Raw genomic sequence first — 24,364 nt, 5'->3', positions numbered from 1 at the left:
GTGGCCGAGCCGTACATCGCCTTCCTGCGAGCGGTCAACGTCGGTGGCCGCAAGGCGCCGATGGCCACGGTCCGCGAGCTCTTCGCCGGGCTCGGGCTGGAGGACGTCCGCAGCTACATCGCCAGCGGCAATGTCTTCTTCCGGCCGCCCGGCGACAACGACGCCCCTGTCGACCGGCCCGCGCTGACCTCGGCCATCGAGGCCCGGTTGGCCGAGGGGCTCGGGTTCGAGGTGCCGGTGATGGTCCGGACCGCCTCGGAGCTGGAGTCGGCACTGGCCGCGGCCCCGTTCGACGGGATCGAGCTCACCCCGGAGATCCGGCTGAGCCTGGCCTTCAGCTCGGAGCGGCTGACCGGCCTTCAGTTCCCGATGCGCTCGCCCAAGGGCGACTGGGAGGTGCTCGGGGCGACCCGGGGCGAGCTGTTCGTGGTGCTGCACCTGCCGGACGGGCGGATGCACGGCAATCCGATGGCGGCCATCGAGAAGACCCTCGGCCTGAAGCTCACGGCCCGGTTCTTCCACACCTCGGCGAAGATCCTGGCGGCGGCCCGGGAGGGCGCTACTCGCTGACGGCCTGTCGGATCACTGCGAGCAGTTCCCGGAGCCGGGCCCGGTCCGCTTCGTCCAGCCCCCGGGTGGCTGTGGCGAGAGCCTCCCGGTCCACCGCCTCGGCCTCCTGGTGCCGCTCGCGTCCGAGCGGGGTCAGGGTCAGCAGGAAGGCTCTGCGGTCGACCGGGTGACGGAGCCGCTCCACCAGCCCCTCCCGCTCCAGGCTGTCCACGATGGTCGTGGTGGTCCGCGCCGCCACGCCGAGCATCTCGCCGAGATCCCGCATCCGCAGCGGCTCCGGGGAGGCGGCCAGCATCCGCATGGCCCGGACCCGGGCCACCGAGGCACCGCACTCGCGCAGCCGCGCGTCCGTGAAGGCGCGTAGCCGCACGGTGGTGGCGAAGAGTTCGTCCACCAGGATGTCGCTGCTGCCGGGTGCCTTCATCCGCACGCCCTTCTTCTTCGTCTCATCTTCGTCCGCAATTCTTGTGAGCACGCACATAGTGAGTATGCTCAGTATGTGCGGAAGGCCCGAGCGGTCGGGACCGGTCCGCCCCGACCGCCGTTCCCACAAGGACCGACGGTCCACCAAGTTCCTGCGCTGACACTGCCGTCACGATCATCCACCATGCGCCCACAGGACCGTTTCCCATGGCTCACCGCCGCCTCAGCCAGCGCGTCGTCGTCCCCGTCATGTTCGTCGCCACCGTCTTCATGGTCATCGTGGACGGTGCCATCACCACCGTCGCTCTCCCTGCCATCGCCCGGCAGTTCCAGCTGGCGCCCGCCCAGCTGGACGCCGTGGTCGTGGTCTACCCGGTCTGTGTCGGGGTGGCCGTCCCCGCTTCCGCCTGGCTCGGCGACCGCTTCGGCGGCAAGCGCCTGATGCTGGTGTCCATGGCCCTGTTCTCGGCATCGTCGGCCCTGTGCGGCGCCGCGGACAGTGTCGGCGCCCTGGTCGCCTTCCGGGCCCTGCAGGGCCTGGCCGGCGGGCTGCTCACCCCGGTCGCGGGCGCGCTGCTGTTCCGCACCTTCTCGGCCCGGGAACGGGTTCGCGCCTCCCGAGTGCTGATCTTCCCTCAGCAGATCGCCCCCGCCGTGGCCCCCATCCTGGGCGGGGTACTGGTCGACGGCCTCTCCTGGCGCTGGGTGTTCTACGTCAACCTGCCGCTGGGGCTGGCCGCGATCCTCTTCGGCCTCACCTTCCTCGACCCGCACCAGCCCGAGCATGACGGCCGCAGCCGGCGCTTCGACCTGCCCGGACTGCTGCTCTCGGCCGGCGGCCTCGGTGCCATGACCTACGGCATCTGCGCAGGCTCCGACCACGGCTGGACCTCCCCCGCCATCGTGCTCTCCCTCGTGGCGGGAGCCGTCCTGCTCGCCGCCACCGTCTTCGTCGAACTCCGCACCAGCGAACCGATCCTGCGGCTGCGGCTGTTCCACGACCGGCTGTTCCGGGACTGCAGTCTGATCTCGCTGATCGGGCTGATCCCGATCCTGGGGGCGATGTTCCTCGGCCCGCTGTTCATCCAGGACGCCCTGGGCGGCAGCGCGATGGACTCGGGCACCAGCACCTTCACCGAGGCTTTCGGCGTGCTGCTCACCGTGCAGGTGGCAGGCGCGCTCTACGCCAGGATCGGACCGCGCGCGATCATCGGCGGCGGCCTGATGGGGGTGGCCGCCGTCCTGCTGCTGCTCTCCACCTGCGATCTGCACACCAGCCTGTGGACCTTCCGGCTCTACATGTTCCTGCTCGGCGTCGCCATGGGCGCGGTGTTCATGCCGACCACAGTGGCCTCACTGAGCACCATCTCCAAAGCCGACATGGGACAGGCCTCGACCCTGAACACGGTGGTCCGCCAGACCTCGGGCGCACTGGCTCCCGCCGTGGTCACCACCCTGCTGGTAGCAGGCGGTGCCGGCGCGGCCGGAGCCGGTGGCGTCGGCCCCTCGGTGTCGACCTACCAGAACGCCTATCTGGTACTGGCCGCCATCTCCGTGGTGTCGGCGCTCTACGCCTTCACCCTGCGCGACGGCGCCGCCCGGCAGGCCGCGACCAGCGGGATCCCCGAGCCGGCCGAAGCTGCGACAGTGGGCTGACCGGCCCCGGCCGAGATCGCGCCTCAGCCGGGACCGGCCCAGTCGAGCGTCGGCGCGAGGACCCCCTCCAGGGTCAGCAGCCAACGCTTCACCTCCATGCCGACGGCTCCCCCGCCGAACCCGCCGATGCCGTCCGCGGCCACCACCCGGTGGCACGGCACCAGCAGGAACAGCGGATTGGAGCCCATGATCGAGCCCACCGCCCGGGCGGCGAGCCCGCCCTGGTCCAGCACATCGTCGAAGACGCCGCTGCGGACCGCCAGTTGTCCGTAGGTGATGGTCTGTCCGTAGAGAACGCTGCGCTGGAGTTTCTGGAGCACGGCGCGCTGCGGCCCGGCAGCCGTCGAGCGCCAGTCGATCGGCAGGTCGAACGACCGGCGCCGCCCGGCGAAGAACTCCCCGATCCGCTCGGTGACAAGGGCGGCCTTCTCCTCGTCGCCGGCCCGCACCGCGTCCGCCCCGCTGTCCCCGAAGCTCGCCGCGACCACACCGACGTCGGTTATCCCGATCCGGACCGGACCACTGGGCAACGGCGTCGGCACCCCGAACCAGGACGTGGGGACGGACCCCGCCGAGCCGGTTCCAACGGGAATGGACACCGTGGGAAGAGACCGACTGGGAATGGACGGAGTGGGAAGAGACACGGGCGCGACCCCCTTCAAGCTCTCAAGCCGCTGTGTCCATCACGCTACCTCCGGCCACTGACAATCGGGCGTCCGTGGGTCTGGCCAGTGGGCCGGACGACGACGGTGTTCACCTCGACCCCGGCCGGCTGCCCCAGCGCCCACAGGACCGCGCCGGCGATCTGCTCGGGCGTCAGCACCGGTCCGGCGGGGACCTCGCGACCGGGGTGGCTGCTCCAGAACGGGGTGTCCACCCGGCCCGGGGCGATCAGGGTGACCCCGACCCCGGCGCCGGTCACCAGTACCCGCGCGTTCTCGGCCAGCGAGGTGAGCGCGGACTTGGAGACCGAGTACATGTTGCCCGGGGTGTTCTTGATCCCGGCGGTGCTGCCGATCAGCACCACCCGCCCGCCGCTCCGGGTCAGCTCCGGCAGCGCCGCCTTGATCAGCACGGCCGGGCCGAGGACGTTGACCAGCAGCATCTCCCGCCACTGCTCGGGGTCGCCGTCCGCGAGGTTGTCGTGGGTGGAGAAGCCCGCATTGGCGATCACCGCGTCCAGCCGGCCGAACTCCTTGACGGTGGCGTCCACGGCCTGGCTGACCGAGGCGTAGTCGGTCGCGTCGGCGGCGACCGGCAGCAGCACGTCCCGGCCCGCCCCGATCCCGGCCGCGAACCGCTCCAACCGCTGCTGGTCGCGGCCGGTGACACCGACCCGGTGCCCGGCGGCGAGCAGCTGCCCGACGGTGGCGGCGCCGATGCCGGTGGCACCGCCGGTGATCAGCGTGACGGGCGCGGCGCTGGTGGTCTGGCTCATTCCGGTGACTCCCCCTGATACAGATCTTCGAAGCAACCATTGTGCAGTGCCGAGGAAATGACGGGGTAACAGTTTCAACAGAAAGTTGACGCCCTCGGCGTCGGCATGCTCCCGGTGGTCGCCCCGTCCGTCTACCACGGCCTCCCCCAGTGGTTCCAGACCATCGCCGGCAGCGCGATCACCAGCGCCACCCTCACCGCCTTCGCCCTGAACCTCCTCTTCAACCACCTGCCACTGGGACAGCCGACTGACGCTCCGTCAACGGAAGCGACGCCTTGACGGCGTCGTGGCGGGGCAGCGGAAAACCATTCGCGTCCAACTCACCGACCCGGCATGATGCTCGACATGTCCAGCTACGTCATCGCCCTCAAGCCCGCAGTCGCGGGTGCGATGACCGCTGCCCTGGCACTCGACCTGGCACTGGCACTCGCGCCGGCAACGGCCGCCGCAGCAGCAACCTTCGACGGCGCGCGACGCTGACCTTCCCCGGGATGTCCCGGGACCTCGGACGGGGAAGGTCGGCCCGTCCCTGAGGTCCCCATCCCGCCAGGCCCGTCGGGCCGGTCACCACCAGGAAGCATCATGTCCAAGCAGGCCTACCTGCGCACCAAGCCGCACCTCAACATCGGCACGATGGGTCACGTCGACCACGGCAAGACCACCCTCACCGCCGCCATCACCAAGGTCCTCGCCGACCGGGGCAGCGGCAGCTTCGTGCCGTTCGACCGGATCGACCGGGCCCCGGAGGAGGCCGCCCGGGGGATCACCATCAACATCTCCCACGTCGAGTACGAGACCGCCACCAGGCACTACGCCCACATCGACATGCCGGGGCACGCCGACTTCGTCAAGAACATGATCACCGGCGCCTCCCAGCTGGACGGGGCGATCCTGGTCGTCTCCGCGCAGGACGGGGTGATGCCGCAGACCGCGGAGCACGTGCTGCTCGCGCGTCAGGTCGGGGTCGAGCACATCGTCGTCGCGCTCAACAAGGCCGACGCCGGCGACCCCGAACTGCTGGACCTGGTCGAGCTGGAGGTGCGCGAGCTGCTCACCGACCAGGGGTACGACGGAGCCGGGCTGCCCGTGGTGCGGGTGTCCGGGCTGCGCGCCCTCGACGGGGACCCGCAGTGGACGGCCGCGATCGGCGACCTGCTGGACGCGGTGGACACCGCCGTGCCCACGCCGGTCCGCTACACCGACGCGCCCTTCCTGCTGCCGGTGGAGAACGTGCTGACCATCACCGGTCGCGGCACGGTCGTCACCGGGGCGGTCGAGCGCGGCCGGGTGCGGATGGGTGACCGGGTGGAGGTGCTCGGCCTCGGCGGCGAGCAGCTGACCTCGGTGGTCACGGGTGTGGAGACGTTCGGCAGGACGATGGAGGCGGCGGAAGCCGGCGACAACGTCGCGCTGCTGCTGCGCGGGGTGCAGCGCGGGCAGGTCCGCCGCGGACAGGTCGTCGCCGCGCCGGGCAGCATCAGCACCCACACCCGCTTCACCGCGCGGGTGTACCTGCTCGGCACCGCCGAGGGCGGCCGGCGCACACCGGTCACCAGCGGTTACCGCCCGCAGTTCTACCTGCGTACGGGGGACGTGGTCGGCGACGTCACGCTGGGCGGCGTCCACCAGGAGACGGGCGTGGCCCGGCCCGGGGAGACGGTCGAGCTGACCGTCGAGCTGGGACGGCCGGTCCCGCTGGAGCCCGGCCTGGGCTTCGCGGTCCGTGAGGGCGGCCGTACGGTCGGCGCGGGGAACGTGACCGCGCTGCTGGACTGACCTCCGACCGCGCTGCGCCACCTGACGGGCGGTACAGGAATAGATCACCTGTACCGCCCGTTATTCGGCCTGTATAGTTGAACTATCAACTACTGGAGGAGCCAGCCATGACCGCCATGCAGTTCGGGATCTTCTCGGTCGGGGACGTCACCGTCGACCCCACCAACGGGGTCAAGCCGACCGAGCACGAGCGGATCAAGGCCATGGTGGCCATCGCGCTCAAGGCCGAGGAGGTGGGCCTGGACGTCTTCGCCACCGGTGAGCACCACAACCCGCCCTTCGTGCCGTCCTCCCCCACCACCATGCTCGGCCACATCGCGGGCCGCACCGAGAACCTGATCCTCTCCACCGCGACCACGCTGATCACCACCAACGACCCGGTGAAGATCGCCGAGGACTACGCGATGCTCCAGCACCTCGCCGACGGCCGCGTCGACCTGGTGATGGGCCGCGGCAACACCGGCCCGGTCTACCCGTGGTTCGGCAAGGACATCCGCGAGGGCATCAACCTGGCCGTCGAGAACTACGCCCTGCTGCGGCAGCTGTGGGACAACGACGTGGTGGACTGGCAGGGGAAGTTCCGCACCCCGCTGCAGGGCTTCACCGCCACCCCGCGCCCGCTGGACGACGTCGCGCCGTTCGTCTGGCACGGCTCCATCCGCAGCCCCGAGATCGCCGAGCAGGCCGCCTACTACGGCGACGGCTTCTTCGCCAACAACATCTTCTGGCCCAAGGAGCACTACCAGAAGCTGATCGCCTTCTACCGCAAGCGCTTCGCCCACTACGGCCACGGCGCTCCCGAGCAGGCCATCGTCGGACTCGGCGGCCAGGCGTTCATGCGCAAGAACTCGCAGGACGCGGTGCGCGAGTTCCGCCCGTACTTCGACAACGCCCCCGTCTACGGCCACGGCCCCTCGATGGAGGAGTTCATGGCCGAGACCCCGCTGGTGGTCGGCAGTCCCCAGCAGGTCATCGAGCGCACCCTGGCGTTCCGCGAGCACTTCGGCGACTACCAGCGCCAGCTGTTCCTGATGGACCACGCCGGGCTGCCGCTGAAGACCGTGCTGGAGCAGTTCGACATCCTCGGCGAAGAGGTCGTCCCGGTGCTCCGCAAGGAGTTCGCGATCGGCCGACCGGCCGACGTCCCGGACGCGCCCACGCACGCCGCCCGGGTCGCCGCGAAGGCCGCCGAGGCGGACGCCGCTGCCGCCACCGCTGTCTGACACCAGTTCAGTAGTCGTCCCGATCAACGTAGTCGGAGGAAACCGTGACCGCTCCCGTCCGTATAGCCGTCGTCTCGGCCGGCCTCAGCCAGCCCTCGTCCACCCGCCTGCTCGCCGACCGCCTGGCCGACGCGGCACGGGTCGGCCTGGACGGACAGGGCCGCGAGGTGGAGATCCAGGTGGTCGAGCTGCGGGAGCTGGCGCACGCCATCGCCGACAACCTGGTCACCGGCTTCCCCGGCGCCGCCCTGCGCGAGGCCGTGGCGGCGGTGACCGGCGCGGACGGCATCATCGCGGTCACCCCGGTGTTCAGCGCCTCGTACAGCGGCCTGTTCAAGTCCTTCTTCGACGTCATCGAGAACACCGCGCTGGCCGGCAAGCCGGTGCTGATCGCCGCCACCGGCGGCACCGCCCGGCACTCGCTGGTGCTGGACCACGCGCTGCGCCCGCTGTTCTCCTACCTGCGCGCCGTGGTGCTGCCCACCGGCGTCTACGCGGCCTCGGAGGACTGGGGATCCGGCGACTCCGCCCTCACCGACAGCCTGCCCGGACGGATCTCCCGCGCGGCGGGCGAACTCACCGCTCTGCTCGGCCACGCACGGCCGGTGGTCCCCGCGGACGAGGAGGAGCTCGACTTCCTCCCCTTCGACCAGCAGCTCGCCGCCCTGCGCCCGCAGAACTGATCCCTCGTCAGCCGATCGGAGTCCGACTGCGGGCGTCGCTTCAGCCGGCCGGACGGATGTGGACCACGTCCTGCCCCACCTCCGGCGGGTTGGTCAGCAGTCCGTACAGCAGGCCCGCCACCGTGGCCGAAGTGAGCGGCTTCGCGGCGCCCACCCTGGTCAGGTAGCCGTCGGCCACCCACACCGGGTGGGCGCGCCGCCGGTCCTCGTCGCTGAAGTTCTCGACGAAGGCACTGTCCGCGATCGACCCCAGGATCACCAGGCCGACCCTGATGCCGTCCCCGCGCAGCTCCCGCCGCATCGCGGCGGTGAAACCGTTGAGGCCGTGCTTGCTCGCCGCGTACATCGCCATCAGCGGCATATGGTCCAGGGTGATCTCGGACGAGATGTTGAGGATGTCGCCGCCTCCCGCCGCGCGCAGCAGCGGCACCGCGGAGCGGATCGTGTGGATCGGCCCCAGCAGATTGGTGCCGACGCAGGCCTGGATGTCCTCGTCCTGGGTCTCCTCGATGGCGCGAATGCGGGCGACACCGGCGCTGTTGACCAGGATGTCCACCCGGCCGAACCGCTTCTCGACCTCGGCGAAGGCCGCCCGGACGCTGTCGCCGCTGCTGACGTCCGTGGGGATGGTCAGCACCGTCCCGTCCATGTCGCGCGCGGCTGCCTCCAGCCGGTCGGCGCGCCGGGCCAGCAGCACCACCTGGGCCCCGTTCTCCGCCAGCAGCTTCGCCACCGCCCGGCCGACCCCGGTCGAGCCGCCGCTGACCACAGCGACCTTCCCCTGCACAGTGCCGGCCAAGGAGGCCTCCCCATCGAGAAGTTCTGGAAGTCGTGGAGAGGATACCTCTCTGCTACTGAGAATGCGATATTCGCTACTTGGCGGCTCCGGCCGTCTGCGCCGCCGCGTGCAGCGCAGCCTGCGGCGTCTTGTTGCCGCTCAGCGAGGTGCTGACGGCGTTCGCCAGGGCCTGGGAGATGCCCGCGTACTTGCTGCCGAGGTTGTCACTGGTGCGCCCCTTGGCATCCTGGACGGCGCGTCGCCAGACGGCCAGGCTCGGGTCCGCCGTCACCTGCTTGCCCTGGACCGCGGTGGTGGGGGCGATGTAGGACAGCGTCCGGTCGGTGGCGTACGAGTTGTCGGCGCTGGTCAAACAGGTGACGATCTTGTTGCTGGCGGCATAGCGCGCGGCGTTCTTCTGCACGGGGATGGTGACGAACTCTCCACCCAGGGGTACAGGGGCGTCGCCGCCGCCCTCGGCCGGCACCGGGATGATGCCGTAGCCGAAGGGGAGTTGCTTCGCCGAAGGCAGTTCCCAGGTGCCGTTCTCGGCGAAGGCCACCTGCCCGGTCTGGAAGTTCTTCCAACTATCTCCCTGAGTCGGGGAGTTGGCGACCAAGGTGGTGTACCCGTGGTGGACCCAGTCCGTCCACAGCGACAGGGCCGAGCGGGCCTGCACGGAGTCGAGCCGGGTCAGCTGCGCCCCGGCGCCCCAGAACCACGGCAGGAACTGGAAGGTCTCCTCCTCCGACGCGGCCCCGACGAAGGTGATGCCCTGCTTACCGGACGAAGTGACCTTGGCCAGCGCATCGGTGAGGCTCGCCCAGTCCTTGACCGTGGAGATGTCCACCCCTGCGCTGCGCAGGAGGTTCTTGTTGTAGTACAGGGCCAGGGTGTTCGCGCCGATCGGCGTGCCGTAGGTGCCTGTGTGGTCCTGGCCGGCAGCCAGGAGGTTCGGCTGCACCGCCGACGTGGCGATCCCGCTCTGATCGGTGGTGGTCAGCAGGCCCCGGCCGACCAGATCGGCGACGGCGGGATTGTCGACGATCAGCACATCGGGCTGCGCACTCTGCGCCACGGCCGCCTCCAGCAGGCCGGTCATCTCTCCGGTGTCGAAGGTGTTGCGCACCACCTTCACCCCGGCCTGGGCCCCGCAGCTGTCGAGCAGTGCGGCCCAGGGCGAACCTGCGTCGAACTGCGGATAGGGATCCCATACGACGTACTGACCCTTGGCCGAGCCGCCGGCGCCCAGCGCCGAGCATCCGGCGGTCGCCGCGGTCAGCGCAACAGCCGTGACGAGGCAGGCCGCTCGTCTCCGACGGGGGAGTCTGTTCATGTCTGTCCTTTTCGTGCGAGCCGAGGCGGCGTCGGTGGCGCGGACGGTCGCAGTGGTTCCGGCGTGCCGCGGATATCTCGTGTTAGCGCTAACAATCGCGGGCATGCCAAAAGCGGCCCGATGGAACGTCAGATCATGGAACGGCTCGGCGAATCAAGGGAAATATCAGGAAACCCTTTGCCGTGCATGAAGCTAGAGCTCGCCCTGGTACCAGTCAAGGGATCGAACAGGAGTGGTTCCATCCCTTCCAGATGGCAATGAGCTCGGCGGCTGACGGGGCACAACCCGAAGAGAAATGGTTTTCCTTCATCAGCACACAGCCGCCTACCAGGGCCGGTTGCCGCCCTGGAACAGCACGGTCTCCACCGCCCGCAGCTGGCGCCCCAGCACGGTCAGGCGCTCGGCCTCGTCATCGTGGGCCGCAAGGAGCTGCGCCGTGATCTGCGGACCCAGGACGTCGGGCCAGGTGTCGGCGACGTAGCGCCGGGATGCGCGGTGGATCTCCATCTCCCGGTCGATGCGCCACGTGCCCATGACAGCCAGGGTCCAGGGCTGGTCACGGAGGACTGCGTGCAGCCATCGGTCGGTCGGCATGGTCTCGTAGAGCCAGGCAAGGGCGGCTCGGGGCAGGTCGCGACTCTCGGGTGAGGGCAGCGCGGTGGGCCAGTCGTCAGGGGCCGGCCGCCAGGATCGTTCGTTCATGTGTTCGATTGTGCCTCCATGGGACGGCTGACACCAGCAACCGTTCGATCCCTTCGGCAGCCTTCAGCCGATCTGCTCAGCCAGTCCGACCATGATGCCCTCGGGGCCGCGGACATAGCAGAGCCGATAGCTGTCCTCGTACTGCGCCACCTCACCGACTAGTTCGGCACCGTGGGTGCGCAGGCGGGCGACGACGTCCTCGATGTCGTCGACGGCGAACATGATGCGGCGAATGCCCAGCGTGTTCACCGGCGCGTCCTTCGGCTCGACGCTGATCGCCTTCGGCGCGTGGAACATCGCCAGCTCAACTCGGCCGTGGCCGTCCGGAGTCCTCAGCATGGCGATCTCCTGCCGGACGTCGTCAAGCCCGATGACACGCTCCGCCCAACGTCCCTGGAATGGCGCCCTGCCCTCCAACTCCATGCCGAGCTCGACGAAGAACGCAATGGCGGCGTCAAGGTCGGCGACAACGATGAGGACGTTGTCCATGCGCTGGATCGTCATGCCAGGTCTCCTCTTCAGGTCGCGGCCATGGAGGATCTGGGGATTCGCCGAACCCTGCACTCGACCGCGTGCACATGCACTTGCATAAGCACCTGCACGTGCATGTGCACTGGCGTTACCATCTCGAATAGCCAAGACGAAACAGGCCCGCCCGTACCGCTCCAGCCTGGACAGCAGCGCGATACGAACGGGCCATGAAGCCTCCAAGGAGGTCCGCTATGAGTTTGCCCCATTGCGCAGCGCCGCGGCCAGCCGTTTCTTTCGTACGTTGGCCGATCACGGTCATCATCGTCATCGTGGTCCTGGTGATTCCGGCCTTGCAGATCCACGTCGTCCTTGCCGACGTGATCACCCTGTCTGCGCTGCTCATGGGGGTCGGCGTGCCGGCAGAGAGGTACCGTGTCGGCCCGAGTTGACTGCAGGGTACGTAGCCCGCCCTCTCAGAATGAGAGACCTCAGCGACCGAACTGCCGGTGGTCCGCATTGAGGGGCACGAGATCTCGTGCCCCTCAGGGCTCTCATGTTCGAATCGCAGGGCGATCCGATTCGGGGGTATCGCTGGGGTTGGACAAGTGCGCGGAAGGCCTGGCCGGCAATAGGCATCGGCCTGATTCAGCAAAGGCCTCGACTTCTTCCACGGTGCGTGCCCACCCCGCTACCGTAGGCGTAGGATCTCGACCTTCGGGGGCGACCGTGCCCGATCAGCCCTGTTCGGCCTGTGGTGGAAGTGGCCAGACGACCAAAATCGAATACACCTACGAGCGCGACGCCATGGGGAATGAAGTCCCTGCAGCCCACCATGTCTACGGCCCCTGCAACAGCTGCGGCGGCACCGGGAGGATCGCATGAGCGACGACATCAGCCGCGGGATCTTCGTGTGCCAGGACTGCGGCAACCACTACTTGCCACCGGTGGACATGAACTACCCGACCGGTCCGGCCTCAGAGATCTTCTGCGCCACCTGCCAGCCCGAGCACTCCCCAGCTCTGGCCGCCAGCGCCGGCTTCAATCTCGCCGACGGCATGGCCAAGCCCCGGACCCGGGGACCGAGGCGCGCGGGTACGGCACCGGCCGCGCGCGGCAAGACCGGGCGCAGCAAGCTCGGCTGAACGAATCGACCTCATCGCCCCGTTCGGCCTCGCGCCGGGCGGGGGTATGCGTCATGCCTGCGGCGCAGGTCGGTGGCCCTACTCGCTGACTCGGCAGGGCCGCCATTCGAGTTTCACTTCGTCAGCCTCCGTCGAAGCCACATGCGCCTTCCGCCGAGCGTGGTCGGTCTGCTGAGAGCAGCCCTCGGCGCGGGCCTTGGTCGGGTATCGGTGCATGGCAGCCTGGCGGACCTCGCGGAGTCGGTTGAGCACCCCAGGCTGCATCTTTGGCCCACTCGTGCCTGACGGGTGGTTCCTCAGACCCGCGTGCGTGGGCGATCTGAAGGTTCGCCAACGCAGCATCGCAGAGGTCCGTCACCCCGACACCGTCACCGAGGTGGGCGACCGAAACCGTCAACCGTCGCCGACACCACGAAACCAACCCGTAGCGGATCACCCCAGGGCCGGGTCAGCGCACCCAGTCCTTCAGCGGCTCGGTGTCCAGGGAGACCCCCACCGGGTGGGGCAACTCCACGGTTTTCCCGAAGGAACGCCGGGTGAGGCTGGCGTAGGCACCGTCCTCCGGCTCGCTGTAGACCAACGTCTCGCAAGAGTCCCGGTCGATCAGAAAGTACACCGGGATGTCGGTCTGCGCGTACGCCCGAGGCTTCTCCTCCCGGTCGCGCTTGTCGGTGTCCGTGTCGTAGGACGTCACCTCGACCACCATCAGCACTCGGTCTGCCGCGGCCCACTCGCCCTGGCCGGCAAAGCTGCCCTTCGGAGCCAGGGACCCGTCCGGCTTCGCATGCCCCTTGCGGTAGGTCTCGACCTTCAACCCGCGCTCCGGGTAGAGCCACAGGTCGGGCCGCTGCTGCATGCAGTGCTCCATCACCCAGCGGATGATCTCGTCGTGGTCCCCGTCCGGCACCGCCTTGACCCCCAGCTTCCCAAGGACGAACTCAAGCCGAACGCCTTCACGCTCAGCAGCTGCCGCGATGCGCTCAAACTCCTCGGCCAGCATCTGCGGCCGATCCTCAGTGACGGTCACTGCACGCCTCCGCGTTCGGTCGGGGTCCAGACCCGGCCGAGCCGCGTCCTGCCGACTCGACCAAGTCTCTAACCTGCGGGTGTACAACACGATGTGGGCGCAGACGGTTTCGAACCGCCGACATCCGCCTTGTAAGGGCGGCGCTCTACCGCTGAGCTATGCGCCCGTGCGAGAGGTAAGGATACCTGCTCCGGCGGGTGCCCGGTGTCGGGGCGGGGCTCGGGTCGGAGACCGGGCCCTGGGCCGGGCTCGGGGCCGGTGTTCGCGGCATGTCAGGTTGAGTGCGGGGGTGTGGGCCGGGGTGCGAGGATGGGGGCGACGGGCCGACGTGGCCTGGTGGCAGGGCACGTGGAGCGGGAGAAGACGTGGCGTCGGGATCAGCGCGATGGGGGCGTGGCGATGCTGGGCGCGCGGCCGCGCAGGCGGCCAAGGACGCCGCTGCGCAGGCGTTCCTGGAGCTGGACACCGTCCAGCGGGACGTGCGGATCTCGGTGGAAGCGGTCGCCGCCTCCGACAACTCCCCCAACGCCCGCCGGGCCATCGCTGACTTCGCCGCGCTGGGCACCAGGATCGACCAGGTCAGCAGCGAGTACATCACCGCCCTGGACGCCCACGACCTGGACGCCGAGGACCTCGACCACGGCTCCGCCAACCAGGCCCGGCAGCAGCTGGACCACGCCAGGCAGCAGTTGGTCGACGTGCGGACGGAGCTGGAGCGCTTCGCCGGCTTTCTGCAGCCGCTGGTCGCCGCGGCCGAGACCCAGCTGGCGCAGGTCGGCCCGGCCGTGCAGCGGGCCAAGCAGTCCTGGCTGGCCGCCAGCAACGCGCTGGACGCGGTCAAGGCCGCCCGGATCGGCGCCGACGACCTGTCCCGGCGGCTTGCCGCGCTCGGCCCGCAGCTGACGCTGCTCGGCGAGGGAGCGGGCAAGCACGGCGTGCAGGCGATCCTCCGCACCGCCACGGACGTGCAGCGCAGCGCCGAGGCGATCCGCGCCGAGGCCGAGCGGCTGCCGGAGCAGGCCCGGGAGATCGACCAGCGGCTGGCGTCGCTGCGCACCCGCACCCAGGCGCTGGAGACCCGGGCCGGCAATATCGGGCCCACCCTGAGCGAGCTGCGCCGCCGTTTCAGCTCGGCCTGCTGGGTGGACCTGCAGAACGTCCCCGAGCAGACCGAGGCGGCGGTCCGCAACGCGCAGCAGCGGCTGGCCGAGGCGGCCAAGGCCAGGGACGAGCAGCGCTGGCCGGACGCCGTCAGCATCCTGGCGACCACCCGTACCCTGCTGAACACCGCGGACGGGGCCGTGGCCACCGTCAACGAGCGGCTGCACTCGCTCAACGAGGCCCAGCGCGCGCCCCAGGCCGAGATCGAGCGCACCCGTTTCGCCCTGCGGGACGCCCAGCGGCTGGCGATGGCCGGGCGCAGCGCGCCCGATCCGCGCCATGCCGGTCCGCTGGACGCCGCCGTGGAGCGGCTGGACCGGGCCGCCGACGCGCTGACGGGCCGTCATCCCGACTACTGGCACTTCCTGACCGAGCTGGCGGCGGTACGGGAGACCGCGGCCCAGGTGGTCCAGGCGATCCGCGAGGAGCGCGGAGCGGGACACCGGTAGCCGCCACCGCCGGGCCCGCAGGCCGTAGAGTTGGCGGCATGCCTCGCTATGACTACCGCTGCCGCACCTGCGGTGCCACGTTCGAACTCCGCCGCCCGATGTCCCAGTCGGACGCCCCGGCGATGTGCCCGGCCGGTCACGACGACGCCGTCAAGCTGATGTCCATGGTCGCCGTGACTGGTACGGCCTCCGGCAGTGCGGGCGCCGCCCCCGCCCAGGGCGGCGGAGGCGGTTGCTGTGGCGGCGGTTGCTGCGGCTGAGACCCCGTAGAGCCGAGAGCCCGCAGAGCCGAGAGCCCGCAGAACCGTCAGCGCACCGGCGTGCGCACCCGTACCCGGGCGAGGAGTCGCCGGACGATCTCCTCGCCCGCTGCCACGCCCACCTGCGGCAACGCGGTCACGCCCGGCGCGGTCCAGCCGGTGTCGGCCAGTTCGCCGTGCCCGGGCCGGAAGCCGGCGTCCGCGGCCAGCAGCAGTTCCGCGTCCAGCAGCGAGTCCCCCGCGGTGAGCACCGTGGAGGCCCCGGTCCGCCGCTCGACCTCGGCGAGCGCCGCCGACTTGGTCAGCGGCTGCGGGACCAGGTAGATCTTCCGGCCCTGCAGCGAGACGGTGTAGCCGCGCTCGTCGGCCCAGCCGGTCAGCTCGGCGACCCAGCCCTCGGGCAGCTGCTCCCGCTCGACCACCAGGTAGGCGAAGAGTTCCTCGGCGACCCGCCGCTTCAGCGTCCACTCCGGGTCGGCGGCCAGCGCGAGGTGGTGCACGATCTCGTCCAGCGGCGCGCAGCTGGTGGCCAGGGTGGACGAGATGTGCGCGGTCCAGTCCTCGTCCGTCAGCCCGTCCACCAGCAGCCGTCCGCCGTTGGCGCAGATGGCGTAGCGGGGGGCCCAGCCCGGGACGGGTCCCGGCAGGTGCACCCGCTGGTACTGGGCCCGGGTGCGGGTGGTCACCGGGACGAATTCTGCCGCGCTGATCAGCTCGGCCAGCAGTTCGGCACAGTGCTCGGTCATGAAGGACAACGGCTTGCCGTTGTGCACCTCGACGGCCAGCAGCCGGGGCGCCGTCTCGTCGGACATGTCCAGGGCCAGGGCCCGCGGCGAGTAGATCAGGGTCCGGTCCAGGTCGCTGCCGACCAGGTAGCGGTCGCTTCCGTGCAGGGGGACGCTCATACCGCGGTGCCCTCGTCTCCGGTAGCGCCCCGGGTGTACCGGGGGTGGATCAGTCCGACGCAGCTGTAGGGCAGGCCGTCGACCACCTCGACGGGTACGCCGCGCTGCTCGGCGAGCAGCCGGACGTGGCGCAGCTCGGCCTCGGCCCCGCGCCGGACCAGTACCTTCCAGGGGACCCGCCGCAGCAGGACCCGGGTGGTCTCGCCCACCCCTGGTTTGACCAGGTTCACACTGTTGATGCCGTACTCCTCGCTGATGCGCTCCACGGCGGCCCAGCCGGACCAGTCGGGTTCGCGGTCGGGGCTGTCGGCGGCGGCAGTGGCGCTGACATCGGGGAAGCAAGCGGTGATCGCGTCCAGGAACTGCTCGGAGACGTCGCCGTCGGCGAGCTCGCGGTAGAACTTGGCGCCGTGGAAGTCGTCCGGGCCGATCAGGTCGGTGCGCAGCACGGTCCGCGAGACCAGCCCGGAGACGGTGGAGTTGAGGCAGGCCGAGGGGATCAGGAAGTCCTCCCTGGTCCCGAAGGTCCGCACGCAGTGGCCCGGGTCGGCGAGGACGGCCATCTCCGGGTTGAACCCGGTGCCCGCCAGGGCCTCGGCCAGCTCGCGGGTGATCGCGCCCTTGCCGGTCCAGCCGTCGACGAACACCACGTCGGCGGCGTTGTGACGGTCCGCCAGATAGCGCAGGGCGACGGCGTCGATGCCCCGGCCGCGGACGATGGACACGGCGTAGTGCGGCAGGTCAATGCCGTGCGCGTACTGCGCCCAGCGCCGCATCAGCACGCCGACCGGGGTTCCGGCGCGGGCCAGCGAGGCCAGCACGACGCCCCGGCCGCGTTCGGCGAGCACGGTCTCGGTGACCACGGCCACGGCCTCCGCCATCCGTCCCGCCGACTCGCGCAGGGCCTGCTGGAACAGCTCCTGGTAGGCGGCGGTGGGCTGGTACTCGACCGGCAGCGACTCGGCGTAGTGGGCGCCGCCCTGCTGGATGGCCTCCTCGCGCTCCTCGGTGGGGGCCTCCAGGGTGACCTCGGAGAGGTCCTTGAGCAGCCAGGAGACCTCCTCGGCGCGGTAGGAGGAGAAGGCTGGCCCGTACAGCGGCTGAGGGAGCGCGCTTGCAGAAGCGGGCGCGGGCGCGCTGGAGGGCGCGGGCGCCCGGCGCGGACGGTGTGCGGGCACGACGGCCAGCAGCACCCGGTCGGTGACGCCGCGCAGCCGGTCCAGCAGTCCGCGTCCCGGGGCGTGCAGCGGCGCCCGGTCGCCGTGGTCGTCGACGACCAGCACGATCGCGTCGAAGCGGCGGGACGGGTCGCTGCCGGGGGCGACGTTGTAGGCGTAGCGGCGCCCCTCGCCGTCGGCGGGGGCGTCGTGCGAGGGGAAGGCGAGCCGGGTGCGCAGGGCGTAGCCGGGGTGGTCGACGGTCAGCGCCGGGGAGCGGGTGGTGGTGGAGAAACGCACCTCGCTGCCGGCGCCGAGCCGCTCGGCGAGCGCGCCCGCGAGCCGTAGCGGCGCGTACATCAGCTCCTCCTGGCCGAGGACCAGCACCCGGCGCGGCGATCCGTCCGACTGCCCCGGGTCCGACTGCGCCGGGGACAGCTGCTCCGCGAGCCGCGCGGCCATCTCCGGCAGCGCCTGCTCCAGCCGGGCCCGGTCGGCGGCGGTGAAGCCGTGCCGGCCGCCGTCCGGCAGCCCGGCCGGCCAGCCGAGCTCGACCCGGGCCAGCGGGGCGAGCGGCCCGGCTTCGGGCACGGCGCAGCCCTGCCGGGTCTCCTCGGCCGCGACCAGCGCGGCGCCGCGCTCCAGTACCCGCTCCGGCAGCTCGACCGCGCCGCCGGCGGTGGCCACCACATCGATGCGGACGCCCAGGTCGGCGGCGGTCTTGTCGAACGCCTCGCGGTCCTCGGGGCTGCGGGTGTCGATCAGCGCGGCGACGACGTAGTGGCCGCGCGGGTGGCGCCCGTGCAGAGCGGCCACGGTGTTCAGCACGGTGCGGCCGGTGGACAGCTCGTCGTCGACCAGGACCAGCGGTCCGTCACCGCCGAGGAAGCCCGGATCGGCGGGCAACAGCAGGTGCTCGGTGGCGTGCGAGTGCTCCTCCTCGAACACCACCGCCTCGATGCCCGCGACCGGACGGCGGGTCGAGTGCAGATAGGGGGCGGCTGCTCCGGAGGCGCCGCCGAGGCCGTCCGCGACGCAGTGGCCGAGGCCGGTCGCCGTCTCCGCGTAGCCGAGCACCACCGGCTGTGCCAGCGGGCCGAGCAGGTCCCGTACCGCCTCGCCGAGCCGGTAGCCGGCCCCGTACACCACCTCGGGCAGCTGCGGCACATGCTTGCCCAGCACCTGGGAGACCAGCAGATGCGCCCGGCGCGGATTCTGCCGCAGCGCCAGGCCCAGCAGTTCCCGCACGGACGGCTCCGGCAACCGGACGCCGAGCCGCTGCTCGACCCACTCCCCCGGCCATACGGTGCCGTTCTTCCGCCCCTGGAACTGCTGCTCAGCCGTCATCGTCCTGCTTTCGTCGATCGTTCATCCGTGCACATGCGCATGTCTGTCCACTCCCCCAGTCCATCACGGGGGAGTGACCGTCAGATGTCCCGCAGCCCTCGTCAGGGGCACAGACAGGCAGCCAGAAGTTCCGCGAAGGTCACGCCCTCGCGCGCCACACCGAACACCGAGGCCCTCAGCATCACCCGCTGCGCCCAGGCGCGGTGCGGCTTCACCTCGTTCATCTTGTTGGTGTAGGCCGACCGCATCACCCCGCCGCCGGCCCGGTCCTGGTGCAGGATGTCCGCCGCGTCCGACCACTCCTCGTGGCTGGCGACGGACAGTGCGTGTATGGCGGGGACATGGCTGGGGTGGATGCAGGTCTTGCCGAGCAGGCCGTTGGCGCGGTCCAGTTCGATCTCGCGGATCAGCCCATCCAGGTCGTGCTCGATCAGCTTCTGCCGGACCCCCTCGGTCGGCGGCTCCGTCCCGGCGAACGGGGTGGAGCGCAGCTGCGGCTTGAACTTCCGCTCCTGGACCGGGAAGTACTCCCACACCGGACCGGTCACGGTGTATCCGGTGCCGTCGGCCCGTCCCAGCACATTGACCACGTCGCCGATGACCGAGGCGACCAGCTGGACGTCGTACGCGGTGAGGTCCGGCGGCCGGCGCAGCCCGTAGGCGGAGCTGAGGTCGGTGACGCCGAGGCGGACCGCGAGCACCTGCTCCCGGTGCTTCTCCAGGACCAGCGCGACCCCGGCCAGCGTCTCCCTGCGGGTTTCCAGATGCGCCAGCTCCGGGGACTCCAGCACCGGCATCGCGAACAGCCGCCGCCCGGTGGCGCTGCGGACCTGTTCCAGCGCCTCCAGGAACGGCAGGCCGCTCTCCTCGGTGAACTTGGGCATCACAAAGCCGGACAACACCGCCAGCGCGGGACCGAGCCGCGCCGAGAGGTCGACGATCTGCTCGGGACGGCGGACCCGGACGAACAGCAGCGGCAGCTGCTCCCCGGCCTCGACCCGTTCCAGCAGCAGCGGCAGCTGCCGGACCAGATTGTCCTCGGCCGCCGCGACCTCGCTGTCGTCTATCGCGTCCTCCAGGCAGAGCACCATCGACACCACGCCGTTGGCGGCCTGCTTGCGGACGTCGTCGTACAGCCGGGGCCGGGTGGCCGGCGAGTAGAGGGTGGCGCCCAGCGCGGTCGACAGTATGGAGGGGTCGCTGGAGCGATCAAATTCAGCCGGTTCCCGGAGGAAGAGGCGCTCACGGGTGTCGCCGTCGAGTTGACTGAAATGGCGCATGGCCCCTCCTCGGGATTCCTGGGCGTGACAGCACGGTTGTTCTCTGCTGCGGAGAGTGGGACGTCCGGGACCACGGAGGCCGTGACGGTAATCGTACGGGTCCAGCAGTAAGAATCCAGTGGGGAAACCTGCTGTTCTCGGAAGCGTGGCATCCGCTTAACACGCCGAACGGGCACATCGGACAATCAGTTCCCGCAGTTCCGCGGTTCCGGTACCGGTCGTACACGTCGGTTCCCGGCCATGCTCCCCGGTTCCACCGGCGCCGCCCCGCCGCCTACCCTGGTGCCCGTCGAATGTTTCCCGCCGGTGCCGTCCCCAGCCGACGCTGAGACAGCTGAGACAGAGGGAGAGCGTCAACCGCTATGACCAAGGTCATGCCCAAGGGCTCCAACACTCCGCTGACCAAGGTGGACGCGGTGCGCGCGGTGCTGCGCTGGCGGGTCGTCCCCGGCGCTCCCGACGTGGACGTGTCGGCGCTGCTGCTCGGTGTGGACGGCAGGGTCGGGTCGGACGACGACTTCGTCTTCTACAACCAGCCCCGGCACCCGTCCGGGCTGGTACGGCACCGGTCCAAGGCCAGGATCGGCGAGGACGTCACCGAGACGATCGACATCGACCTGGCGCTGCTGCCCACCGAGATCGACCGGGTGGTGGTGGGCGGCTCGGTCGAGCACGGCGACTTCGACGAGATCCCCGAGCTGCGGATCCTGCTGTTCGACATCGCGGGCGGCCCCGGGGCGGAGGCCATCGCCCGCTTCGACATCGCCGACACCGGCGGGGTCACCGCGCTGCTCTGCGGCGAGCTCTACCGGCGGAGCGGGGGCTGGAAGTTCCGGGCCATCGGGCAGGGGTACTCGTCCGGGCTGGTGGGGCTGGCCACCGACTTCGGCATCACCATCGACGAGGACGAGCCGGCCGCCGAGGAACCGCCTGCGGCGGCCGCCGAGCCGGAGCTGGTCATCCCCCCGCCGCCGAGCCACCCGCCGACGCCGCCGAAGCCCCAACCGGCCGTCGAATCCGCGGCCGCGGCCCAACCCGCCACCTCTCACGGCTACGGCTACCCGCCGCCGTACCAGCCGGCGCTGCTCCCCGAGCCCGAGGGCTTCGCCCTGCCGCTGCAGGGTCCGCAGTTCCAGGGGGGCCAGCGCTGAAGCCTGCGGCATGTGCATGGCTGGTCGCGCAGTTCCCCGCGCCCCTAGCACGTGCAACTGGCCCAGTTGCAGCCCGCAGGGGCGCGGGGAACTGCGCTGCCAACCAGGCACACGCCGCAGCCGAAAATCCAACAGCCCGCCGCAGGCGTTATGCGCCGACCGGCTTGTAGCCCCGCTGCCACTGCATCCCCCACCCGTAGAGCCGGTCCAGCTCCGCCTGGAAGCCGTAGACGTACCTGGCCTCCCGGCGGACCGTCAGGTTCCCGCCGTTGTTCTCGATCAGCGCCACCGCGCAGGACCGCGCCTGCGAGGCCCGCTGGTCGAGCCGCACCTCAATCGGCCGGCCGCCGGGCGGCGCCAGCGTGACCACCGCGTGGGTACGGTCGAAGGCCGGGGTCTCGTCGTAGATGTAGACGAAGATCAGGATCCGCTTGAAGTGGTCCTTCTTCTCCAGGTCGATGTAGAGCATCTCCCCGGACGGCGCCCCGGAGCGGTCGTCCCGGCTGAGCCGGATGTACGGCGAGTGCTGCAGATCGCCGTAGAAGTTGCCCAGCGGCTGCACCACTCCCTTGGTGCCGTCGGCCAGTTCGTACAGCGCGCCGAGGTCGAGGTCCACGGCCAGGATCTGGTTCGCCGACTGAGGCATCGTCATCGGCCGGAACAGGGTCGGCCGCAGCAGCCCCCGCAACCGCTCCCCCGCAGGCCGGGCCGAGGGTTCCGCCTCGCGCGAGGTCCAGTGCAGATTGACCTGCATGGTCCCGTTCACCGCCCCCAGGTCGCTCAGCGACACCCGGGGCGAGCCCTTGGTGAGCGTCAGCCGGTCCACCCCTGGACCGAAGGTCTGGTCCGTCCTGCGCATGAAGTCCCGAATACCCGCCATGTCCCCACCCCTCCGCACTTCTCCCGAGCACCCAACCAGCGGATTACCCATCCACCGGCCTTCCCGCACCCCTGACTAGTGGTCACAACAGGCTCAGGCGTACGATGCGTTCTCTGCTGACGCGATAGCGTCATGCACGCACGCGTGTCGAGGCGTCAACTGCGCCGCCTCCGGGGGACACCGTCGTCGCACCGCTGCCCGACCCCGTCCCCCCAGTCCATGGCCCCCCGTGCCGCCCGACCCGAAGCCGAGGCTATCCCGCTTATGAACCTTTCCTCCATACAGCTGGTGTGGCTGGCCGTTGGATGTGCGATCGCCCTGGTCATCGCGGTCGTCATGGGCCTGCTGCGCACCAAGAAGCCCAAGCACGCCGCCGAGCCCGCCGACTCCTGGGAGCGCGGCGAAGCACGCCGCCGCCGCAAGGAGACCATCTACGGCAGCGCGTCCTACGTCCTGCTGTTCGCCTGTGCCTCGGTCGCCGCCGCGTTGTCGTTCCACGGGCTGGTCGGCTTCGGTGAGCAGAACCTGAACCTCTCCGGCGGCTGGGAGTACCTGGTCCCCTTCGGCCTCGACGGCGCCGCGATGTTCTGCTCGGTGCTCGCGGTCCGCGAGGCGAGCCACGGTGACGCCGCGCTCGGCTCCCGCATGCTGGTCTGGCTCTTCGCCGGCGCCTCCGCCTGGTTCAACTGGGTGCACGCCCCGCGCGGCGGCGACCACAACGGCGCCCCGCAGTTCTTCGCCGGCATGTCGCTGTCGGCCGCGGTGCTGTTCGACCGGGCGCTGAAGCAGACCCGCCGTGCCGCGCTGCGCGAGCAGGGTCTGGTGCCCCGCCCGCTGCCGCAGATCCGGATGGTCCGCTGGCTCCGCGCGCCCGTCGAGACCTACCAGGCCTGGTCGTTGATGCTGCTGGAGAACGTCCGCACGCTGGACGACGCGGTCGAGGAGGTCCGCGAGGACAAGCGCGAGCGCGAGGCCGCCGCCGCCCGGCAGCGCATGGAGAACCGGCGTGAGCGTGCCGAGTTGAAGGCCATCTCGCGTTCCGCGCCGCTGCGCGAGCTGACCACGCTGGAGGCGTCCGGCAGCTCCGAGACCGCCGCCGCACTGGAGCCCGCCTCGACCCGCGGCGTGCTGCCGCGCCGCCGCCGGCACGACGCGCTGGAGAGCACCGCCCCGGTGTCCTCGACCGGCTCGGACGACGGCGACTCCCCGCTGCCCCGGCTCGACTCGCTGGAGAAGAAGCTCAAGGACCTGGAGCAGCAGTTCGGCTGAGCCTGCGGTCCGGCTGAGCCCGCAGTTCAGCTGAACCGTTGACCGGGAGGGACGCGGTCCGGGGGCACTAAAGTGTGTGCATGATTGCCAGGCCCGCGACCTCCTCCACGCTCAAGGAGATCAACCTTCGGACCGTCCTGGACGTGATCCGCGCCGAGGCCCCGGTCTCCCGCGCGGAGATCGCCAGGCGGACCGGAATCTCCAAACCGACCGTCTCCGCTCTGCTCCAGGACCTCCTGGAGATGGGCCTGGTGTCGGAGACGGTCCGGGCCGAACTCGGGCCCACCTACGGCGCGCTGTTCTTCGCCCCGCGCCCCGAGGCCGCCTATGTGCTGGCGCTGGACGTCGGCGCGCGGCGGCTCCGGGGCGCGGTCGCGGACCTGGACGGCACCATCAGGATCCGCCGCGACGTACTGGTCGAGGGCCTGGACGCACCGAGGATCGTGCAGACCGGCGCCGAACTCGCCGAGGAGCTCTGCGCCGAGGCCGGTATCCCCCGCGAGGCGCTGCAGCACGCGGCCGTGGGCGTGCCCGGAGTCGTCGACCGCCGGGACGGGCGGATCTGGCAGGGCGCCAACATCCCCTCCCTGGACGGCTTCGCGGTCCAGGAGGCGTTCGAGGAGGCCCTCTCCATGCCGGCCACCGTGGAGAACGACATCCACCTGGCCGCGCTGGGCGAACAGCGCCGCGGCAACGGCACCGCCGCCGACAGCTTCACCTTCCTCTCGGTGGGCACCGGCGTCGGCGCGGGCCTGGTCCTGCACGGCGAGCTGCACCGGGGATTCGCCGGCGCGGCCGGCGAGCTGGACTGCGCGGTCGAGCCCGCGGACTTCGACGACCAGGACCCCTGCGCCGCCTCGCTGCTGCGCTACGCCGTCACCCGGCTCCCCGAGGAGGCCGCCCGGGGCGCGCTGACCACCGAACAGGTCTTCGCGCTGGCCCGGGACGGCCACCCGGGCGCCTGCGCGGTGGTGGACGAGGAGGCCAGGCGGATCACCGGCTACCTGGCCCCGGTCGCCGCCGTGGTGGACGTGGAACTGGTGGTCCTGGGCGGCGGCATCGGCCTCAACGGCGACCTGCTGCTGGACCGCATCAGGGAACGGCTGGCCGCCCGGGTCCCCTACCCGCCCCGCATCGAGGTCTCCGCCCTCGGCGACGCGGCCGTACTCACCGGCGCCGTCTCCGTGGCCACCCGCGCCGCCCTGGAGCAGATCCTCACCCTCCGCTTCGCCGCCCCGGGCCACCGCAGACCGTAGGGCCCCGAGGGGCCCCACGGCTTT

At 70.8% G+C, this 24,364-nt stretch carries 26 protein-coding genes and 1 tRNA gene; 14 read left to right on the top strand and 13 right to left on the bottom strand.

From position 1 onward, the window contains the following. On the top strand, positions 1–570 hold the full coding sequence (locus ABH941_RS37550) for a DUF1697 domain-containing protein (protein WP_370135338.1): 570 nt from the start codon (positions 1–3) through the stop codon (positions 568–570). On the opposite strand, the gene ABH941_RS37545 is transcribed toward ABH941_RS37550, so the two are convergent. Then, positions 560–1,051 (bottom strand): MarR family winged helix-turn-helix transcriptional regulator, encoded by a 492-nt coding sequence (locus ABH941_RS37545; protein ID WP_370135335.1) that lies wholly within the window; start codon positions 1,049–1,051, stop codon positions 560–562. The two genes, ABH941_RS37550 and ABH941_RS37545, sit on opposite strands and share 11 nt — an antisense overlap. A 149-nt stretch (positions 1,052–1,200) precedes the next feature. Between ABH941_RS37545 and ABH941_RS37540 the strand changes: the two genes are divergently transcribed. Then, positions 1,201–2,649: a DHA2 family efflux MFS transporter permease subunit gene (locus ABH941_RS37540; RefSeq protein WP_370135332.1), complete on the top strand. Its 1,449-nt coding sequence runs from the start codon at positions 1,201–1,203 to the stop codon at positions 2,647–2,649. Between the two features lie 23 nt (positions 2,650–2,672). Here the strand turns inward: ABH941_RS37540 and ABH941_RS37535 are convergent, their stop codons facing one another. Together ABH941_RS37535 and ABH941_RS37530 are read right to left on the bottom strand one after the other, a co-directional pair. Then, entirely contained in the window at positions 2,673–3,248 is a 576-nt protein-coding gene (locus ABH941_RS37535; RefSeq protein ID WP_370135328.1) for a methylated-DNA--[protein]-cysteine S-methyltransferase, read from the bottom strand. Positions 3,249–3,337: 89 nt separating this feature from the next. Continuing rightward, positions 3,338–4,087, bottom strand: a complete 750-nt coding sequence (locus ABH941_RS37530; RefSeq protein WP_370135326.1) for an SDR family oxidoreductase — start codon at positions 4,085–4,087, stop codon at positions 3,338–3,340. Between the two features lie 105 nt (positions 4,088–4,192). Between ABH941_RS37530 and ABH941_RS37525 the strand changes: the two genes are divergently transcribed. The 5 genes from ABH941_RS37525 (at position 4,193) to ABH941_RS37505 (ending at position 7,769) form a co-directional block, all read left to right on the top strand. After that, complete coding sequence (locus ABH941_RS37525) at positions 4,193–4,366, top strand: hypothetical protein (protein WP_370135324.1); 174 nt, start codon at positions 4,193–4,195, stop codon at positions 4,364–4,366. A 66-nt stretch (positions 4,367–4,432) separates the two neighbouring features. After that, a complete protein-coding gene (locus ABH941_RS37520; protein ID WP_370135321.1) occupies positions 4,433–4,567 on the top strand; it encodes a hypothetical protein in 135 nt (44 codons plus the stop codon). 102 nt (positions 4,568–4,669) lie between these two features. Beyond that, the gene (tuf, locus tag ABH941_RS37515) at positions 4,670–5,863 is read left to right on the top strand and encodes an elongation factor Tu (protein WP_370135319.1); all 1,194 of its coding nucleotides are present in this window, start codon (positions 4,670–4,672) and stop codon (positions 5,861–5,863) included. Positions 5,864–5,979: 116 nt separating this feature from the next. Beyond that, entirely contained in the window at positions 5,980–7,086 is a 1,107-nt protein-coding gene (locus tag ABH941_RS37510; RefSeq protein ID WP_370135391.1) for an LLM class flavin-dependent oxidoreductase, read from the top strand. Between the two features lie 44 nt (positions 7,087–7,130). Continuing rightward, the gene (locus ABH941_RS37505) at positions 7,131–7,769 is read left to right on the top strand and encodes an FMN reductase (protein ID WP_370135317.1); all 639 of its coding nucleotides are present in this window, start codon (positions 7,131–7,133) and stop codon (positions 7,767–7,769) included. 40 nt (positions 7,770–7,809) lie between these two features. Here ABH941_RS37505 and ABH941_RS37500 read toward each other — a convergent pair whose 3' ends face one another. The 4 genes from ABH941_RS37500 to ABH941_RS37485 form a co-directional block, all read right to left on the bottom strand. Next, the gene (locus ABH941_RS37500; protein WP_370135315.1) at positions 7,810–8,568 is read right to left on the bottom strand and encodes an SDR family oxidoreductase; all 759 of its coding nucleotides are present in this window, start codon (positions 8,566–8,568) and stop codon (positions 7,810–7,812) included. Positions 8,569–8,641: 73 nt separating this feature from the next. Further along, entirely contained in the window at positions 8,642–9,883 is a 1,242-nt protein-coding gene (locus tag ABH941_RS37495; protein ID WP_370135312.1) for an extracellular solute-binding protein, read from the bottom strand. A gap of 324 nt (positions 9,884–10,207) precedes the next feature. Next, complete coding sequence (locus ABH941_RS37490; RefSeq protein WP_370135309.1) at positions 10,208–10,585, bottom strand: hypothetical protein; 378 nt, start codon at positions 10,583–10,585, stop codon at positions 10,208–10,210. A gap of 63 nt (positions 10,586–10,648) precedes the next feature. After that, positions 10,649–11,089 (bottom strand): VOC family protein, encoded by a 441-nt coding sequence (locus tag ABH941_RS37485; RefSeq protein WP_370135306.1) that lies wholly within the window; start codon positions 11,087–11,089, stop codon positions 10,649–10,651. Positions 11,090–11,307: 218 nt separating this feature from the next. Between ABH941_RS37485 and ABH941_RS37480 the strand changes: the two genes are divergently transcribed. Both ABH941_RS37480 and ABH941_RS37475 read left to right on the top strand, forming a co-directional pair. Then, complete coding sequence (locus ABH941_RS37480) at positions 11,308–11,505, top strand: hypothetical protein (RefSeq protein WP_370135303.1); 198 nt, start codon at positions 11,308–11,310, stop codon at positions 11,503–11,505. Positions 11,506–11,934: 429 nt separating this feature from the next. Continuing rightward, positions 11,935–12,198 carry a hypothetical protein gene (locus ABH941_RS37475; RefSeq protein ID WP_370135300.1) on the top strand — a complete coding sequence of 88 codons (264 nt, stop codon included), beginning with the start codon at positions 11,935–11,937 and terminating at the stop codon, positions 12,196–12,198. A gap of 448 nt (positions 12,199–12,646) precedes the next feature. Here the strand turns inward: ABH941_RS37475 and ABH941_RS37470 are convergent, their stop codons facing one another. Together ABH941_RS37470 and ABH941_RS37465 are read right to left on the bottom strand one after the other, a co-directional pair. Then, positions 12,647–13,225, bottom strand: coding sequence for a Uma2 family endonuclease (locus ABH941_RS37470; protein ID WP_370135297.1), 579 nt, complete (start codon positions 13,223–13,225; stop codon positions 12,647–12,649). A gap of 94 nt (positions 13,226–13,319) precedes the next feature. Further along, a tRNA-Val gene (locus ABH941_RS37465) sits at positions 13,320–13,391 on the bottom strand. 199 nt (positions 13,392–13,590) lie between these two features. Here ABH941_RS37465 and ABH941_RS37460 point away from each other — a divergent pair. Together ABH941_RS37460 and ABH941_RS37455 are read left to right on the top strand one after the other, a co-directional pair. Then, positions 13,591–14,835 (top strand): hypothetical protein, encoded by a 1,245-nt coding sequence (locus tag ABH941_RS37460; protein WP_370135292.1) that lies wholly within the window; start codon positions 13,591–13,593, stop codon positions 14,833–14,835. A 38-nt stretch (positions 14,836–14,873) separates the two neighbouring features. Further along, a complete protein-coding gene (locus ABH941_RS37455) occupies positions 14,874–15,095 on the top strand; it encodes a zinc ribbon domain-containing protein (protein ID WP_370135289.1) in 222 nt (73 codons plus the stop codon). A 47-nt stretch (positions 15,096–15,142) separates the two neighbouring features. Here the strand turns inward: ABH941_RS37455 and ABH941_RS37450 are convergent, their stop codons facing one another. The 3 genes from ABH941_RS37450 to ABH941_RS37440 form a co-directional block, all read right to left on the bottom strand. Further along, positions 15,143–16,000: an HAD family hydrolase gene (locus tag ABH941_RS37450; RefSeq protein WP_370135287.1), complete on the bottom strand. Its 858-nt coding sequence runs from the start codon at positions 15,998–16,000 to the stop codon at positions 15,143–15,145. Beyond that, positions 15,997–18,504, bottom strand: a complete 2,508-nt coding sequence (locus ABH941_RS37445) for a phosphoribosyltransferase (RefSeq protein WP_370135285.1) — start codon at positions 18,502–18,504, stop codon at positions 15,997–15,999. The genes ABH941_RS37450 and ABH941_RS37445 overlap by 4 nt, the downstream gene beginning before the upstream one ends. A 101-nt stretch (positions 18,505–18,605) precedes the next feature. Further along, complete coding sequence (locus ABH941_RS37440) at positions 18,606–19,784, bottom strand: HpcH/HpaI aldolase/citrate lyase family protein (protein ID WP_370135282.1); 1,179 nt, start codon at positions 19,782–19,784, stop codon at positions 18,606–18,608. Positions 19,785–20,146: 362 nt separating this feature from the next. Here ABH941_RS37440 and ABH941_RS37435 point away from each other — a divergent pair, with 362 nt between their 5' ends. Beyond that, complete coding sequence (locus tag ABH941_RS37435; protein WP_370135279.1) at positions 20,147–20,935, top strand: TerD family protein; 789 nt, start codon at positions 20,147–20,149, stop codon at positions 20,933–20,935. A gap of 148 nt (positions 20,936–21,083) precedes the next feature. On the opposite strand, the gene ABH941_RS37430 is transcribed toward ABH941_RS37435, so the two are convergent. Further along, positions 21,084–21,815: a Tellurium resistance gene (locus ABH941_RS37430; protein ID WP_370135276.1), complete on the bottom strand. Its 732-nt coding sequence runs from the start codon at positions 21,813–21,815 to the stop codon at positions 21,084–21,086. A 264-nt stretch (positions 21,816–22,079) separates the two neighbouring features. On the opposite strand from ABH941_RS37430, the gene ABH941_RS37425 reads away from it, so the two are divergent. Together ABH941_RS37425 and ABH941_RS37420 are read left to right on the top strand one after the other, a co-directional pair. Next, positions 22,080–23,084 (top strand): DUF2637 domain-containing protein, encoded by a 1,005-nt coding sequence (locus ABH941_RS37425; protein WP_370135273.1) that lies wholly within the window; start codon positions 22,080–22,082, stop codon positions 23,082–23,084. A gap of 80 nt (positions 23,085–23,164) precedes the next feature. After that, on the top strand, positions 23,165–24,340 hold the full coding sequence (locus ABH941_RS37420; RefSeq protein ID WP_370135270.1) for an ROK family protein: 1,176 nt from the start codon (positions 23,165–23,167) through the stop codon (positions 24,338–24,340). Positions 24,341–24,364 lie beyond the last annotated feature (24 nt).

Origin of the sequence: Streptacidiphilus sp. EB103A (assembly GCF_041261405.1) — a bacterium.
In the GTDB taxonomy this organism is placed as follows: domain Bacteria; phylum Actinomycetota; class Actinomycetes; order Streptomycetales; family Streptomycetaceae; genus Streptacidiphilus.
This window is presented reverse-complemented; position numbering and strand designations above follow the sequence as displayed.

Excerpts from the sequence above, each read along its gene's own strand:
- ABH941_RS37490 (WP_370135309.1), bottom strand. The coding sequence starts at position 10,585 with ATGAACGAACGATCCTGGCGGCCGGCCCCTGACGACTGGCCCACCGCG.
- ABH941_RS37475 (WP_370135300.1), top strand. The coding sequence starts at position 11,935 with ATGAGCGACGACATCAGCCGCGGGATCTTCGTGTGCCAGGACTGCGGC.
- ABH941_RS37430 (WP_370135276.1), bottom strand. The coding sequence starts at position 21,815 with ATGGCGGGTATTCGGGACTTCATGCGCAGGACGGACCAGACCTTCGGT.
- ABH941_RS37420 (WP_370135270.1), top strand. The coding sequence starts at position 23,165 with ATGATTGCCAGGCCCGCGACCTCCTCCACGCTCAAGGAGATCAACCTT.
- ABH941_RS37510 (WP_370135391.1), top strand. The coding sequence starts at position 5,980 with ATGCAGTTCGGGATCTTCTCGGTCGGGGACGTCACCGTCGACCCCACC.
- ABH941_RS37435 (WP_370135279.1), top strand. The coding sequence starts at position 20,147 with ATGACCAAGGTCATGCCCAAGGGCTCCAACACTCCGCTGACCAAGGTG.
- ABH941_RS37525 (WP_370135324.1), top strand. The coding sequence starts at position 4,193 with ATGCTCCCGGTGGTCGCCCCGTCCGTCTACCACGGCCTCCCCCAGTGG.
- ABH941_RS37480 (WP_370135303.1), top strand. The coding sequence starts at position 11,308 with ATGAGTTTGCCCCATTGCGCAGCGCCGCGGCCAGCCGTTTCTTTCGTA.
- ABH941_RS37520 (WP_370135321.1), top strand. The coding sequence starts at position 4,433 with ATGTCCAGCTACGTCATCGCCCTCAAGCCCGCAGTCGCGGGTGCGATG.
- ABH941_RS37445 (WP_370135285.1), bottom strand. The coding sequence starts at position 18,504 with ATGACGGCTGAGCAGCAGTTCCAGGGGCGGAAGAACGGCACCGTATGG.
- ABH941_RS37425 (WP_370135273.1), top strand. The coding sequence starts at position 22,080 with ATGAACCTTTCCTCCATACAGCTGGTGTGGCTGGCCGTTGGATGTGCG.
- tuf (WP_370135319.1), top strand. The coding sequence starts at position 4,670 with ATGTCCAAGCAGGCCTACCTGCGCACCAAGCCGCACCTCAACATCGGC.
- ABH941_RS37485 (WP_370135306.1), bottom strand. The coding sequence starts at position 11,089 with ATGACGATCCAGCGCATGGACAACGTCCTCATCGTTGTCGCCGACCTT.
- ABH941_RS37440 (WP_370135282.1), bottom strand. The coding sequence starts at position 19,784 with ATGCGCCATTTCAGTCAACTCGACGGCGACACCCGTGAGCGCCTCTTC.
- ABH941_RS37455 (WP_370135289.1), top strand. The coding sequence starts at position 14,874 with ATGCCTCGCTATGACTACCGCTGCCGCACCTGCGGTGCCACGTTCGAA.
- ABH941_RS37545 (WP_370135335.1), bottom strand. The coding sequence starts at position 1,051 with ATGTGCGTGCTCACAAGAATTGCGGACGAAGATGAGACGAAGAAGAAG.
- ABH941_RS37450 (WP_370135287.1), bottom strand. The coding sequence starts at position 16,000 with ATGAGCGTCCCCCTGCACGGAAGCGACCGCTACCTGGTCGGCAGCGAC.
- ABH941_RS37530 (WP_370135326.1), bottom strand. The coding sequence starts at position 4,087 with ATGAGCCAGACCACCAGCGCCGCGCCCGTCACGCTGATCACCGGCGGT.
- ABH941_RS37495 (WP_370135312.1), bottom strand. The coding sequence starts at position 9,883 with ATGAACAGACTCCCCCGTCGGAGACGAGCGGCCTGCCTCGTCACGGCT.
- ABH941_RS37540 (WP_370135332.1), top strand. The coding sequence starts at position 1,201 with ATGGCTCACCGCCGCCTCAGCCAGCGCGTCGTCGTCCCCGTCATGTTC.